This window comes from Mesorhizobium sp. P2_C7 (assembly GCF_056404515.1).
The window spans coordinates 218,482-231,629 of record NZ_JBFUDW010000009.1; the positions used below are offsets into that span (position 1 = coordinate 218,482).

14 protein-coding genes are annotated in these 13,148 nt (G+C 59.3%); 8 read left to right on the forward strand and 6 right to left on the reverse strand.

Features of this window, described 5'->3' with window-relative positions; all coding sequences use genetic code 11:
• Window positions 1–53: 53 nt before the first annotated feature.
• Genes AC1D2G_RS20350 through AC1D2G_RS20365 form a run of 4 tightly spaced genes read right to left on the reverse strand, consistent with a single transcriptional unit; the run spans window position 54 to window position 2,974 of the window.
• Complete coding sequence (locus AC1D2G_RS20350) at window positions 54–494, reverse strand: RbsD/FucU domain-containing protein (protein ID WP_027042671.1); 441 nt, start codon at window positions 492–494, stop codon at window positions 54–56.
• Window positions 495–507: 13 nt separating this feature from the next.
• Complete coding sequence (locus tag AC1D2G_RS20355) at window positions 508–1,092, reverse strand: DUF1349 domain-containing protein (protein WP_477416172.1); 585 nt, start codon at window positions 1,090–1,092, stop codon at window positions 508–510.
• Window positions 1,089–1,970, reverse strand: coding sequence for an amidohydrolase family protein (locus AC1D2G_RS20360; RefSeq protein ID WP_477416174.1), 882 nt, complete (start codon window positions 1,968–1,970; stop codon window positions 1,089–1,091). The genes AC1D2G_RS20355 and AC1D2G_RS20360 overlap by 4 nt, the downstream gene beginning before the upstream one ends.
• Window positions 1,971–1,987: 17 nt before the next feature.
• Window positions 1,988–2,974 carry an aldo/keto reductase gene (locus tag AC1D2G_RS20365; RefSeq protein ID WP_477416307.1) on the reverse strand — a complete coding sequence of 329 codons (987 nt, stop codon included), beginning with the start codon at window positions 2,972–2,974 and terminating at the stop codon, window positions 1,988–1,990.
• A 160-nt stretch (window positions 2,975–3,134) separates the two neighbouring features.
• Between AC1D2G_RS20365 and AC1D2G_RS20370 the strand changes: the two genes are divergently transcribed.
• The 6 genes from AC1D2G_RS20370 to AC1D2G_RS20395 are packed head-to-tail and all read left to right on the forward strand — an operon-like array spanning window position 3,135 to window position 8,614.
• Entirely contained in the window at window positions 3,135–4,040 is a 906-nt protein-coding gene (locus tag AC1D2G_RS20370) for an aminotransferase class IV (protein WP_477416176.1), read from the forward strand.
• A gap of 24 nt (window positions 4,041–4,064) precedes the next feature.
• On the forward strand, window positions 4,065–5,111 hold the full coding sequence (locus tag AC1D2G_RS20375; RefSeq protein ID WP_224620523.1) for an ABC transporter substrate-binding protein: 1,047 nt from the start codon (window positions 4,065–4,067) through the stop codon (window positions 5,109–5,111).
• Window positions 5,108–6,214, forward strand: coding sequence for an ABC transporter ATP-binding protein (locus tag AC1D2G_RS20380; protein WP_477416178.1), 1,107 nt, complete (start codon window positions 5,108–5,110; stop codon window positions 6,212–6,214). Before AC1D2G_RS20375 ends, AC1D2G_RS20380 begins: the two co-directional genes overlap by 4 nt.
• A 4-nt stretch (window positions 6,215–6,218) precedes the next feature.
• Window positions 6,219–7,115: an ABC transporter permease gene (locus tag AC1D2G_RS20385; protein ID WP_477416180.1), complete on the forward strand. Its 897-nt coding sequence runs from the start codon at window positions 6,219–6,221 to the stop codon at window positions 7,113–7,115.
• A complete protein-coding gene (locus AC1D2G_RS20390; protein ID WP_477416182.1) occupies window positions 7,112–7,909 on the forward strand; it encodes an ABC transporter permease in 798 nt (265 codons plus the stop codon). Before AC1D2G_RS20385 ends, AC1D2G_RS20390 begins: the two co-directional genes overlap by 4 nt.
• Before the next feature lie 45 nt (window positions 7,910–7,954).
• A complete protein-coding gene (locus tag AC1D2G_RS20395; protein WP_224620519.1) occupies window positions 7,955–8,614 on the forward strand; it encodes a helix-turn-helix domain-containing protein in 660 nt (219 codons plus the stop codon).
• 25 nt (window positions 8,615–8,639) lie between these two features.
• Here AC1D2G_RS20395 and AC1D2G_RS20400 read toward each other — a convergent pair whose 3' ends face one another.
• Together AC1D2G_RS20400 and AC1D2G_RS20405 are read right to left on the reverse strand one after the other, a co-directional pair.
• Window positions 8,640–9,605, reverse strand: coding sequence for a GntR family transcriptional regulator (locus AC1D2G_RS20400; protein ID WP_477416184.1), 966 nt, complete (start codon window positions 9,603–9,605; stop codon window positions 8,640–8,642).
• 18 nt (window positions 9,606–9,623) lie between these two features.
• On the reverse strand, window positions 9,624–11,147 hold the full coding sequence (locus AC1D2G_RS20405; protein WP_477416309.1) for a UxaA family hydrolase: 1,524 nt from the start codon (window positions 11,145–11,147) through the stop codon (window positions 9,624–9,626).
• 113 nt (window positions 11,148–11,260) lie between these two features.
• Between AC1D2G_RS20405 and AC1D2G_RS20410 the strand changes: the two genes are divergently transcribed.
• On the forward strand, window positions 11,261–12,184 hold the full coding sequence (locus tag AC1D2G_RS20410; protein WP_477416186.1) for a dihydrodipicolinate synthase family protein: 924 nt from the start codon (window positions 11,261–11,263) through the stop codon (window positions 12,182–12,184).
• Window positions 12,185–12,297: 113 nt separating this feature from the next.
• Window positions 12,298–13,113, forward strand: a complete 816-nt coding sequence (locus tag AC1D2G_RS20415) for a shikimate dehydrogenase family protein (RefSeq protein ID WP_477416188.1) — start codon at window positions 12,298–12,300, stop codon at window positions 13,111–13,113.
• The last annotated feature ends 35 nt before the right edge of the window (window positions 13,114–13,148 follow it).

Sequence of the window (13,148 nt, forward strand, 5' to 3'; positions counted from 1 at the left end):
CGAAAGCCACTTCGATCGGCGCACTAATGGCGCGAAATGGCCTTCAAAGTCGGTCAGTTCGCGCCCAAATCGACGGTGCCCTTGCGAATAATCACGTTGCCGTAGAACAAGGTTTCGCCAGTGGCTATGACGGCGAATGCCTGCTTGGCGCGCTCGTAAAATGCGAAACGCTCAATCCGAGCAAGCTTTGTTGGCTGACCGGGCAAGGCATCGAGCACCGCCTGTATTGCGATATGGGCCGGTACGATTTTGTCCGGATCGCCGATGACTTCCATGCCCATCACGGGATCCGGCTCGGAATCGTCCACCGGCATCACCGATAGCACTGCTTTCAACATGCGCGGCAAATCGCTCGCTTCCATGCGGACCAGACGCTTCGACACCGTTTGTGCGGGGAAGCTCCCATCGGCGATAACAATTTCGTCGCCATGGCCCATGGCACGCAACGCGTGGAGAATGTCAGCATTCAGGATAGGGTCGATCCCAATCAGCATGATGGAGTATCCTTCAGGTCAGATCGTGGAGATCGGTGGTGATGGCCGGACCGATCGAGAATTCTGAAAAGCGGACACTCAGCCCGCTGCGCTCCGGCGTACAGGCTGTCGGACCGACCGCGTAGGAGGCCGCGGACGGGAAGGGCGCGAGGCGCAACAGCGGCCAGAATTTACCATCCCGCGAGGCTTGAATGCGAAGGGCGCCTTTGGCAAGCGTCACCCGGATGTAGAAGTCCTCCAGTTCCTTGAAGGGCTGCGAGACCGACCAGTCGGACTTGCCGTCCGTTATGACGGTGCTGAGGAAGAGTTCGCCATCGGTGAACTCCACGCCGGTCTTGACCCAGCGCTTGTCATCGATGCGAACCATGAGCCCCGCCTGATCATACAGGGTCCGAAACTCGCCCTGGATGCGAATCACGGCGGTGAAACCATCGGTTGCCGGAACGCCGAGAAAATGGCCGCTGTCCCGAGTGAAGTCGTAGTAGGTTTCTCGCCAGAAATCGGTCTTGGCATCCGTCGTCATAGTGAGGCTAGCATCCTCCGCCAACCAGTTTGCCGGCTGGTTGAGCCATGCGCCGTCTTTAAAGTTGATGTTCATTTCGTTTCCTCTGGTGAGAATGATGGTCGTGACCCCGCCACCGACCGCAGGCGATAGGCATCCATCGCGTTGAGATGGAAAAATCGGTCAGCCAATGCGGGATTGGCATCGGCCAACCTGCCTGCGATTTCTCTCACGTCCTTGTAGCCAGCAGCCAATGTGCAAACCGGCCAATCTGAGCCGAACATTATGCGCTCGGGCCCGAAAGCATCCAATGCCACCTGCATGCAATGATCGAAATCTTCGGTCCGCCAGGATCCCCATTCCGCTTCGGTCACGAGGCCGGAAATCTTGCACCAGACATTTCCATGCGCTGCGAGCTTTTCGAGGCCGGATTGCCAGGAGGTGATAACCCCTGATGCGATCGGAGGCTTGGCCATATGATCCAGCACGAACCGGCCGCTTGGGTATTCCCGCACCAGGTCGATTGCCGCAGGCACCTCCCGGGTGCGCACAAGCAGGTCGAAGGTTAGCCCCGCCTCGAAAACGGCCGACACGCCAGCACGGACCGCCGGCTGTCGCAGCCAATCGGCATCGGGCTCGTCGTGAACATTGTGGCGGATGCCGACAAGTCGTTCCCCGCCCGGGAGAGCGCGCAGCTTTGCGATCTGGCGCGAGCAGTCGTTCGCCTGAAGATCGACCCAGCCGACGACGCCAGCAACGAAGGCATGATCTTTGGCAATGGCAAGAAAGTCGCGGGTCTCCTCCCGATCATGACGGCATTGCACCAGGACGGTTGAATCGATGTGGGCTTCCGCCATCAGGGGCAGCAGGTCGCCGGGGCCGAAATCACGCCGTAGTGGGCGCATGGCGTCGCCGACCATCCATGGGTAGCTGCCTGTCGCCAGGTTCCAGAAATGGTGATGAGCGTCGATCACGCGCGCTTGCATGCGGTTCAGACAGTGGGAGCTTGGGGTGAGATCAGTCCCGAGGATCGCAGATCGTCCCACATGGCCGCCGGGATGGGGTGCCGGAAAAGCGCGTCGTTTTCGATGATCTCCTCGCGGCTTCTGGCTCCGGTCAGGACGCTTGCGACCGCTGGATGAAACATCGGAAACTGAATGGCGGCGGCCTTCAACGGCACACCATGACGCAAGCAGACCCTTTCGAGTTGCAGGGCGCGGTCGATCAGCTCCTTGTCGGCCTCCTGGTAGTTGAATTTCGCGCCAGCGCCGGGATTTGCGAGAAGGCCGCTGTTGTACACGCCGCCAATGATGATGGAGATCTCCTTTTCCACGCAAAGTGGCAGGAGTTCGTCAAGCGCACCCTGTTCGAGGAGCGTGTAGCGGCCGGCAAGAAGGAAGCAATCGAAGACGCCGTGGCGCGCGAACTTCACCAGCATTTCGCTCTGGTTCATGCCGGCGCCGACTGCGCCGATCTGGCCTTCCGAGCGCAGTTTGTCCAATGCCTTGTAGGCCCCGTCCATCGCCTGCGCATAATGCGCGTCAGGATCGTGGATGTGCAGCACATCTATGCGGTCGAGGTCGAGGCGCCGCAGGCTTTCTTCGACCGATGTCATCACCCCGTCATGGCTAAAATCGAAGACCGGCCGCTCAGGAGGCGTCCCCTTGTAGTACGCATCCTCGCCCTCAGGCTCTTGGGGAAGCCGCAGCAGCCTGCCAACCTTGGTGCATAGAATATAGCTGTCGCGCGGTTTGGTTTTCAGGAAGGAACCGAGGCGTTGTTCGGCCATGCCGTTGCCGTATTGGGGGGCCGTGTCGAAAAATCGTATGCCGAGATCCCAGGCAGTTTCCATTGTTTCAAAAGCGGCGGCATCGCTTGTCGCGGAGTACAGCCCGCCGATCGCCGTCGTCCCCAGACCCAGGGCTGTGGCTTCGAGCGAGGTGCGGCCCAGCGGCCTTTGTCCAGATGTTTCTTGCATAAAAGATTCGTCCCAAACGCGCCCCAAAAGTCCGCTTGGAAGCTAATTCCCACCCTCTTTCTCTTATGTCAATAAATTTCTCCAAAGAAAATTGTCTTGCATGTGGGCAATTTTCTTGTCAGCTTGTTCATGCTCATTTCGGGAAGTGTAGATTGCATCCATGAACGCTAAGCATGCAAACGGCGTCGCCTATTGCGATGGCAAGTTCGTCCCCGCCGGCGAAGCCAAGATATCCGTTCTGGATTGGGGTTTCTCCCGTTCTGATGTCACCTACGACGTCGTGCATGTGCGGGACGGGAGTTTCTTTCGTTTGGACGATCACCTTGCCCGGTTCGAGCGATCGATGCTGGGCGTCAGGTTGGCGCCACCTCATTCGATGGCGGAGATTGCTTCGATAGCAGTGCGATGCGTTGCGCTTTCTGGGCTGCGGGATGCCTATGTGGCTATGGTCTGCACCCGGGGTCGCCCCCGCGTTTTCGGTTCCAGGCGGCCGCAGGACTGCGACAACAAGCTTATCGTTTATGCCATTCCATGGATCGACGTCATCCCGCTCGATGTGCAGGCCCGCGGGGCCCATCTCCATATCGCTTCGGTGCCCCGAATCCCCGCGGCCTCCATTGACCCGACCGTCAAGAACTACCATTGGGGCGATCTGACCCGCGGCCTCTTCGAGGCCCATGATGCCGGAGCCGACACCGCCGTCCTGCTGGATTGCGACGGTTATGTCACCGAGGGGCCGGGGTTCAACGTCTTCATCGTGCGCCACGGCGAAGTGCTCACCCCCGATCGCGGCGCGCTCGAGGGGATCACGCGCCGCTCTGTGCTCGAACTTTGCGAAATGCTCGCCATTCCGGCACGGATTGCGCCGTTGCGGAAGCAGGATTTGCTGTCGGCGGACGAGATGTTCTGCACAACGACGGCGGGCGGCGTCATGCCCGTATCGCGTATCGACGATCACGTCATGAGCGGCGGCAAACCAGGAAAATTAAGCGAGCGGCTCAAGTCATTCTATTGGGAACAGCACAAGGCAGGTTGGTACCAGACACCAGTTAACTACGCCGCATAGAAAACTCAACGAAGGGGAATGAAAATGAAAAGACGTGAATTTCTGTCTCTGACCACCACCATGGCAGCTGGCGCATTGGCATCGTCCGCGTTCAAGCCAGCCAAAGCGGCCGGCAAGGAACTGCGCATCCTGACCTGGGAGGGATATGCCGACGACCAGTGGGTTAAAGCCTTCGAACAAAAGACCGGATCGACCGTAAGCATCAGCTACACCGGCAGCGTCGATGAAATCTTCGCCAAGATGACAGCGTCGGGTGGCGCTGATTTCGACGTCATCGCCATCGAGACCTCATCCTACAAGCGGCTGACCCAGGAGAAGCTTCTTCAGCCTGTCGATCTCGCCAAAGTCCCGCAGTCGAGCAATCTTTTGCCGGCTTTCCGTTCCGTGTCGGCGATTATTTTCGATGGCAAGCCGTACGCGGTTCCCTTCGCCTGGGGTTCCATTCCGCTGATCTACAGCACCGACACGTTCAAAACCGCGCCTGACAGCTGGAGCGTTCTTTGGGACCCGAAATACAAGGGGCGCATCATCGTGATGGATGATGCCAACAACGCAATCGTCACCACGGCGCTCTTGCTCGGCCTCAAGGATCCTTTCAACCTCTCGGCCGACCAGTTCTTGCAGGTCAAGGCCAAGCTTCTGGAGCAAAAGGCCAATGTCGCGAGCTACTATGCCGGCTTCGACGACGGCGTCAGTATTTTCGCCCAAGGAGGCATCGATCTTATGATGTCGATGGGTGAGCCTCAGGCGCCGATGTTGCGCAGCCGTGGCGCCAATGTCGGGCTTACAATTCCGAAGGAAGGTGCTATCGGCTGGATCGATTGCTGGGCGATAAGCGCCAAGGCCCGCGATACCGAACTCGCCCACGCCTGGGTCGACGCCATGCTCGAAAAGGCGGTCGGAACCTACATCAGTGAAAAGACCGGTTACGGCAACACCACCAATGGTGACGCCAATGAAAAGATCGGCTTGACCTATTCCGACAGGCTTGTCTTCCTCCAGGCGCCGGAAGATTTCGGCCGTCGCATCGAATTGTGGAACGAGATCAAGGCAACTCCGGTTCAACAATGACTGCTGCACTCTCCGAAGACGAGGTCGTCAGACCGAACGTCATCCAATTGGTTGGCGTAACCAAGTCCTATAGGAACCTCAACGTTCTGAAACCGGTCGATCTCGACATCAAGGATGGTGAGTTCCTCACCATCCTTGGGCCATCCGGATCGGGAAAGACGACGATCTTGCGGATGATCGGCGGCTTCACGCCGCCGACATCCGGCCGCATCTTGTTGCGCGGAGCCGATATCTCCCAGGTGCCGATCTTCAGGCGGCCGTTCAATACGGTGTTCCAGGACTACGCGCTTTTCCCGCATATGACGGTGGCAAGAAACGTGGCGTACGGGTTGCGCATCAGGCGCAGACCGGCTGAGGAGATCAAGACAAAGGTCTCCGCCGTGCTTGACACAGTCAACCTAACTGACAAGGCCGAGCGCTACCCAAGTGAATTGAGCGGTGGCCAGCGCCAGCGGGTGGCTTTGGCAAGGGCTATCGTCTGCGAGCCGCAGGTTATTCTCCTGGACGAGCCGCTGGCCGCGCTGGACGCCGAGTTGCGGCGCTCGATGCAGGAATTTCTGAAGGACCTGCAGCGGCGCATACGCACGACATTCGTGTTCATCACACATGATCAGGAAGAGGCGATCTCCATGTCGGATCGCATCGCCGTCATGGACCACGGCAATCTGGTTCAGGTCGGCACGCCTCAAGAAATCTACTACAAGCCGCGAACCGAGTTCGTGGCGAAGTTCTTTGGCGAGAACAACCTGTTGCCGGCGCAGCCCGACAACAATGCCGCCAACATCCTGGAAAGTCCCCTTGGCAAACATTCTCTGCCCGCATCGGCCAAGGGTGGCGGCAACTTTCTGCTGGCGATAAGACCGGAGAGCTTTTCCATCCATGACGGCAGCGAGTTGCGTCAGGGGCAATCAGTTTGCGTGGGGCGTCTGGAAAACGTCACGTTTCTCGGTGCCACAACCCAGTTGTCGCTAAACGTGGGCAAGGCGCAACAGACGATCAAGGTCAGGGTGCCGACGGGACAATCCGGCAATAACCTGGCCTTTGGCGATGACGTGCCGCTGCGTTGGTCCGAGGCCGACGTCAACGTGCTGCCGCGAGGATGACATGATGACCGTCGTTCCCGCTGAGCTCGCTGACACCAGTGTTGGACCGCCTCGCTGGCTTGCCTCGCCAGGCAAGATCGTTGTGAGGCTGCTCGTCTATGGCGTGCCCACGGTGATGATCCTGGCACCGCTGATGTCGTTCCTGGCCTACAGCTTTCTCGAACAGAAGGACAACATCGCTACCGGCCATCTGACCCTGGCAAACTACGCGGCGTTCTTCCAAAGCAGCAGCTACCTCTACGTGTTCTTAGGAACCGTAAAACTTGCCTTCGTCGTGGCGACGGTGGCGTTGTTCCTGGGCTACATCATCTCCTACCTGATCTGGCGGCTGGAGGGCTCGACGCGCTACCTGCTGCTCCTGCTCAGTGCGCTGCCGCTGGTCATGAACTATGTGGTCAAGATCTATGCGATGCGCAGCATTCTTGGTTTTAACGGTTTCCTGAATTCCTTCCTGATGGCGTCGGGCATCATCAATGCGCCGAGCAAACTGTTCATCTTCAACCAGACCGCTGTCATGCTGGCGATGGCTGTGATCTATCTGCCATTTGGAATCCTTCCGATCTTTCTGGCGCTGGAGCGCATACCGCAATCCCTGCTGAGTGCCGCGGCCGATCTCGGCGCCAAGCCGGGGCAGATATTCCTGACTGTCATCCTGCCGCTCAGCCTGCCGGGCTCGATTGCCGGCGCGCTGTTTGTCATGGTCATCGCACTCGGCGACTATCTGACGCCGCAGATGGTGGGAGGAAGCGAGGGCTTCACCTTCGGCCGCGCCATATGGAGCCAGTTCGGCATGGCATTCAACTGGCCTTTCGGGGCAGCACTCGCCGTGGTGTTGCTCGTCACCGTCATAGCGCTGATAGGCCTGGCCTCCCTCATCGCGCGAAAAGCGAGGTTGGGATGACCAGGTTGGAACGCCTCACCATCGCACTTCTGTGGGTTGTCGGCGGCTTTACATTCATGGTGCTCTACGCACCAGCACTGATCGTAATCCTGTTTTCATTTTTCGCCATGAAGAACCATCAGATCGACTGGTCGGACTTCAGCCTGGAATGGTACGGGCGGCTGGCGGACAATTCGCAGCTATTGGCGGCGCTTTACAACTCGATCGTCGTCGGGATCTGCGCTGTGGTCAGCGCGACGATCATATCATTGGCGTTGGCCTACTACATGAAAACCGGTGTGCGGCGTGGCCGCGCCTATGTCGAGTTCATCATCTTTCTGCCATTCGTGCTGCCGGCTATCATCACCGGAATCTCGCTGCTGGTCGCATTCCGAGAAATCGGGCTGGAGCGAAGCCTGATCACGGTCACGATCGGCCACATCGTGCTGATCCTGGCGGTGGTCTATCGCATGGTCACAATCAGGCTCGACACACTTGAGAATTCCCAGATAGAGGCATCTCTCGATCTCGGCGCAAACGGTCTTGAAACCTTCCTCTATGTTGTTCTCCCGCAGTTGCGATCGGCACTGTTGACCAGCTCGCTGCTTGCTTTTGCGCTGTCGTTCGACGAAACATTGGTCACGTTCTTTCTCGTCGGCGGGGAGACGACGCTGCCCATGCGGCTCTGGGCAATGATGCGAACCGGCTTTACCCCTGAGATAAATGCGCTCGTTTCGATCGTGCTGTGCGTAACGTTGTTGTTCGCGGCGTTGGGTGCAATGTCGCTTCGCGAAAGTATTGAACGCAAGCCATAGCGTGGCGAAGATTGTGGTCTAGGCAATTGGAAACGACGGCAAGATATGAACAAACAAACCAAAGACCTTGGAAAATTGCTGAAGGAACGGCGCGCCTATCATGGATGGACGCTGGCCGAAGTCAGCTCCATGACCGGCATTGCCACTTCGACATTGTCGAAGATCGAGAACGGTCACATCTCACCGAATTTCGACACCATATTGAAGCTGTCGCACGGCCTTGGTGTCGAGATCGGCGATCTGCTGAATTCGCCGCCCAGCGAGCCCACGCCACCGCTTGTGGTTGCACGGCGCAGCATCAGCCGCAATTTCGAAGGCCAGAGGCTCGATCGCCAGCATTACAGCTACAGCTATCTGTCCGCCGACGTGGCGCACAAGCGCATCATCCCGATCTATATCGAGGTGCAGGCGATGACCCCCGAGGAGATGGGGCCACTGACCGCGCATGTGGGCGAGGAATTCATGCTCGTCCTGAGTGGCAAGGTGCGTCTCTACAGCGAGTATTATGAGCCAATGGATCTGGAGCAGGGAGATAGCGTCTATCTCGATAGCACCATGAAACACGGCTACATGTCGCTGCAGGAGCCAACCAGTTCCATTCTCGTTTGCTGCTCCAGCGCCACGCCGAACCTGGCGCAGACGTTGCGGGAGATCATCAAGGACCAGATCATTCAGGAATCCCACTCCGGCCCGAAGGCCGACTGAGCGGCGATGCCTGTGTGTCCCGGCGCTAATCGATCAGATAGGACATATGCGAGACAACGCTGATTTTGCGAAACGCCCGCAAGCGCTCAACGGCCTTGTCGCTCGACCGCTGCAGATGTTCGCCCAGCGCGCTCTGCGCCGAAGCGACCTTGCCGGCATCGATGGCGTCCATGATTTCCAGATGCTCGTCCATGAAGGCGTCGATCGGCAAACTGCCCCGCACCGCCCTCTGGATGTGCTTGCCCGCGACGAGGATGCCGCGCGTGCGGACGAGGGTTTCCAGTATGTCGGAATTAGAACTGTACTGCAGCAGATTCACATGCAGGTCCTCCTCGAGCCGATCCAGTTCGGCCGGCTCCACCAGCGGAAATTTTACCGAGGCCTGCGTCAGGCGCCGGCGCATTTCGGAAAGTGCGTCGGAAGGAATGCGGGCCATCGCGGTGCGCAAAGCAGCCGGCTCGAGCAACAGCCGTATTTCATACAAATCCTGGAATCGGCGCTCGTCGAGCGGATTTATCCACCACCGGGATTTCTCGTCACTTATCACGATGCCGTTCTTCGCCGCATGGTTCAGAATGTCTCCGGCAACGGTCCTACCCACCTTGTAGTGGCGCGCCAGAGCCAGCTCGTTGATGCGGCAGCTTCCAAACACCGCGCGCAGGACGACCGTTTCCTCGAAGTCGTAATAGTAGGATTGCCAGGCGAAGGCCTTGGCGTTCTTCGGCGCTTCAAGATCGAGCATTTCGCCCGTTATCTTCAGCCGCAGCGGCGGCCCGCCGTTTCCCGCCAGCACGCCGCGGCCCTCAAACCGCCGCACCAGCCCTTCTGCCTCCAGCGTGGCAAGCGCCTGCTTGACCGGCGACCGGCTGGAGCCAAAGAGGGCCGCAATCGGTCCCTCGAGCAAGACAGTGCCTTCTGGAACGGATCCGCCGAGGACAGCCCTTCTGAGGGTGTCGGCGATGGATTCATAAGCGAGCGGGCGATGCCCCATGCGACCCCTTCCGAGACGTCAGGTTACCGCCCCTATTTGCCAAGGGACGAATTCGGAGTCACCATAATTGTAACCTTCGCTCAGCGTGCGTTCGCCCGAAGCGACGGCGACAATCTTTTCGAAAATGCGCTCGCCTGCCTTGGCGATGCTGTCGCTTCCATCGATGATGCCGCCGCAATTGATGTCCATGTCCTCGCTCATATGCTCGAACATCGCATTGTTCGTGGCAACCTTGATGCAAGGCGCCGGCTTGAATCCGGAAACGGAGCCGCGACCCGTCGTGAATACGATCAGGTTGCACCCGCCCGCGACCTGTCCGGTGACGGCGACCGGGTCGTAGCCCGGCGTGTCCATGAAGACGAAACCGGGTTCCCGGATCGGTTCGGCGTATTCATAGACTTCTCGCAGCGGCATCGATCCGCCCTTGGCGACCGCCCCCAGGGATTTCTCGAGGATCGTGGTCAGGCCGCCCTCCTTGTTGCCATGCGAGGGATTGTTGTTGAGCTCAGCGCCGTTCTTCGCGGTGTAGTCGCGCCACCAGTCAATTCGCGCCATCAGCTTGCGGGCGATCTCCGGTGTCGCCGCGCGGCGCGTCAGCAGATGTTCGGCGCCGTAGATTTCGGGCGTTTCACTGAGCACAGCGGTGCCGCCATGCCTGACCAAAAGATCGGCGGCATAACCGAGCGCCGGGTTGGCGGTGATGCCGGAATAGCCGTCGGATCCGCCGCACTGAAGCGCCAGCTTGATGCCGGAAAGCGAAACGGTCGTCCGTTGCTCGTCGTTGATGGCCGGCAGCATCTCGCGAATGATGCCAATCGCTTCTTCGATCGTTTTGCGCGTGCCGCCAAGCTGCTGGATCGTCATGGTCCGCAGCATTGGGCCTTCCTCCAGGTCGAAGGCCTTGACGAGGTGGCTGATCTGGTTGGTCTCGCAGCCGAGCCCTATCATCAGGATGGCGGCGAAATTCGGGTTCCTCGCGTAGCCACTCAGCGTTCGTCGCAGATACTGGTATCCCTCGGTGTTGGTGGGGATCGCGCATCCCGTACCGTGAGTGAGAGCCACAACGCCGTCGACATTGGTGAATTGGCCGAAGCCGTTCGTCTTGAAATGATCGGCGACCGCGCGAGCCACCGTGGCCGAGCAGTTCACCGAGGTGATGATGCCGATATAGTTCCTGGTGCCGACCAGCCCCGACGTACGCTGATATCCCCGGAAGGTCCTGCGCTGGTCTTCGGGCAGCAAAGGCGTCTGCCCGCCATCGACGGCGAATTCATGCGAAACCGCGCTGTCGAGCATTGCGAGATTGTGCAGATGGACATGGCTGCCGGGTCGGATATCGGTGCTCGCCCGGCCGATGACCTGTCCATATTTGGTCACCGGCTCGCCTTCGCGGATGGCGCGCAACGCAAGCTTGTGGCCGCTAGGGATTGTTGCCTCCGCGACAATCCCGCCGAGGTCTTCGGCCGCTTCTATCCGCCTCGTGGCGACAGCGACATTGTCGGCGTCATGCAGTCGCATGATGGCCGGAGCGGACTGAGAAATTGGCACCTTCATCTCCATTAATGAGTATTGCGTGCAAAAATCATTTATGTTAAACGACTGAAAGTCAAGAGAAGACTTTGAATCAAAAGGGTGCCTTGGGGGATTTTTCGAAAATGGCTAAGGATCAACCGTATTCGGGCCTGTTTCCAGTCGCGCCGACACCCTTCACGGAAACCGGAGAAATCGATACTGACGGTCAGCGCCGCGTTCTGGATTGCATGATCGATCAGAAGGTCGACGGCATATGCGTCCTGGCCAATTATTCAGAGCAGTTCCTGCTGTCCGACGACGAGCGGAAACAACTCACGGAACTATGCCTGGAGCATGTGGCGGGCCGCGTGCCCGTTATGGTCACGTGCAGCCATTTCAGCACCGGGATCGCCAGCGAGCGCGCACGCCATGCGGCGGATTGCGGCGCCAGCCTGATCATGTTGATGCCACCCTATCATGGCGCCGGTATCAAGCTCGATGAAGCTTCGATCCTGGAGCATTTCGCTGGGGTCGCGGACGCGGCACGTTTGCCGATCATGATCCAGGACGCGCCGTTGAGTGGCGTTTCCCTCTCAGTCGAATTCCTCGTCAGTCTGGCGCGGTCCCTCCCTCTGGTACGCTATTTCAAGATCGAGGTGCCGGGCACGGCCGGCAAGCTCCGTGACCTGATCGAGAGGGGTGGCGACGCGATTGAGGGACCCTTCGATGGCGAGGAAGCGATCACCTTGATGGCCGATCTCGACGCCGGTGCCACCGGCGTCATGTCAAGCGCCTTGCTTCCGGACCTCATCGGCCCGGTCATCCAGCATCATCGCGACGGCAACAGGCAGGATGCGATGAAGGCTTACGAACGTATCCTGCCGCTGATCAACTATGAAAACCGACAATGCGGCTTGCGGGCGGCAAAGACCGTCATGGCTGAAGGCAAGGTCATCAAATCCGATCATGTCAGGCATCCACTGAAACCCCTGCATCCGGCGACGCGCGATGGCCTGCTCGAACTCGCGCGCAGCGTCGATGCCATAGCTCTGAACTGGGGCAGGTGACGTTGCCAGTGCCGTGCACACCGATGACACGGACGGCACCAGAAACGGCGCGCCGCTCCCAGCACGGACCTGCATCCAGAAACTGCGCGGACTGCGGAAGGGACTTGCCTTAGATGCTGTCGAATCTTGAGCGCCAAAATATCGAGATCACCGGGAAGACGCGTCTTCTTGGGATTCTCGCGCATCCAACCGAACACGTAAAAGCGCCCCCTGAGATAAACCGCATCGCGAGGCTAAGGGGCGCGGATGCGGTCATGGTGCCGCTGAATGTAGCGCCGGCGGATCTGGAGGCTCTTGTTGGTGGACTACGCGGGGTCAAGAGTTTCGACGGAGCGATCGTCACGGTGCCGCACAAGCAAGCGATCATCCGGCTTTGCGATGAGGTCAGCCCGCGGGCTCGCGCCGTTGGCGCCGCCAACGTCCTGCGGCGCGATACGGATGGGCGGATCATTGGCGATCAGCTCGACGGCATCGGTTTTGTGGAAGGGCTGCGGTACGCTGGCGTCGAATTGGAGGGCAAGTCTGCCTACCTCGTCGGCGCAGGAGGGGCCGCGAATGCGATTGCCTTTGCACTGGTCGAAGCAGGCGTGCGGCGTCTGACCCTTGCCAACCGCACACAGGCCAAGATCGGGGCGCTGCGCGAAAAGCTGATCGATGCGCACGGTAGCATCGATGTGCGACTGGGGTCCGCAAACCCGGTCGGCCACGACCTCGTCGTGAATGGCACGACGCTGGGCATGAATGGATCCGACCCGCTTCCGCTAGACACCGCCATGCTGTCGCCAGACATGGTGGTGGCCGAAGTCATCATGGAGCCCGAGATAACGCCGCTTCTCGAGGCTGCTCGCGGCATCGGCTGCAGGATCCATCTTGGCCGGCACATGCTTGAGCATCAGCTTCAACTCATGGCCAACTTCCTCGGCCTCTAGGCATTTCATCAGCCCCCGGTGGACCGGCAAACAAA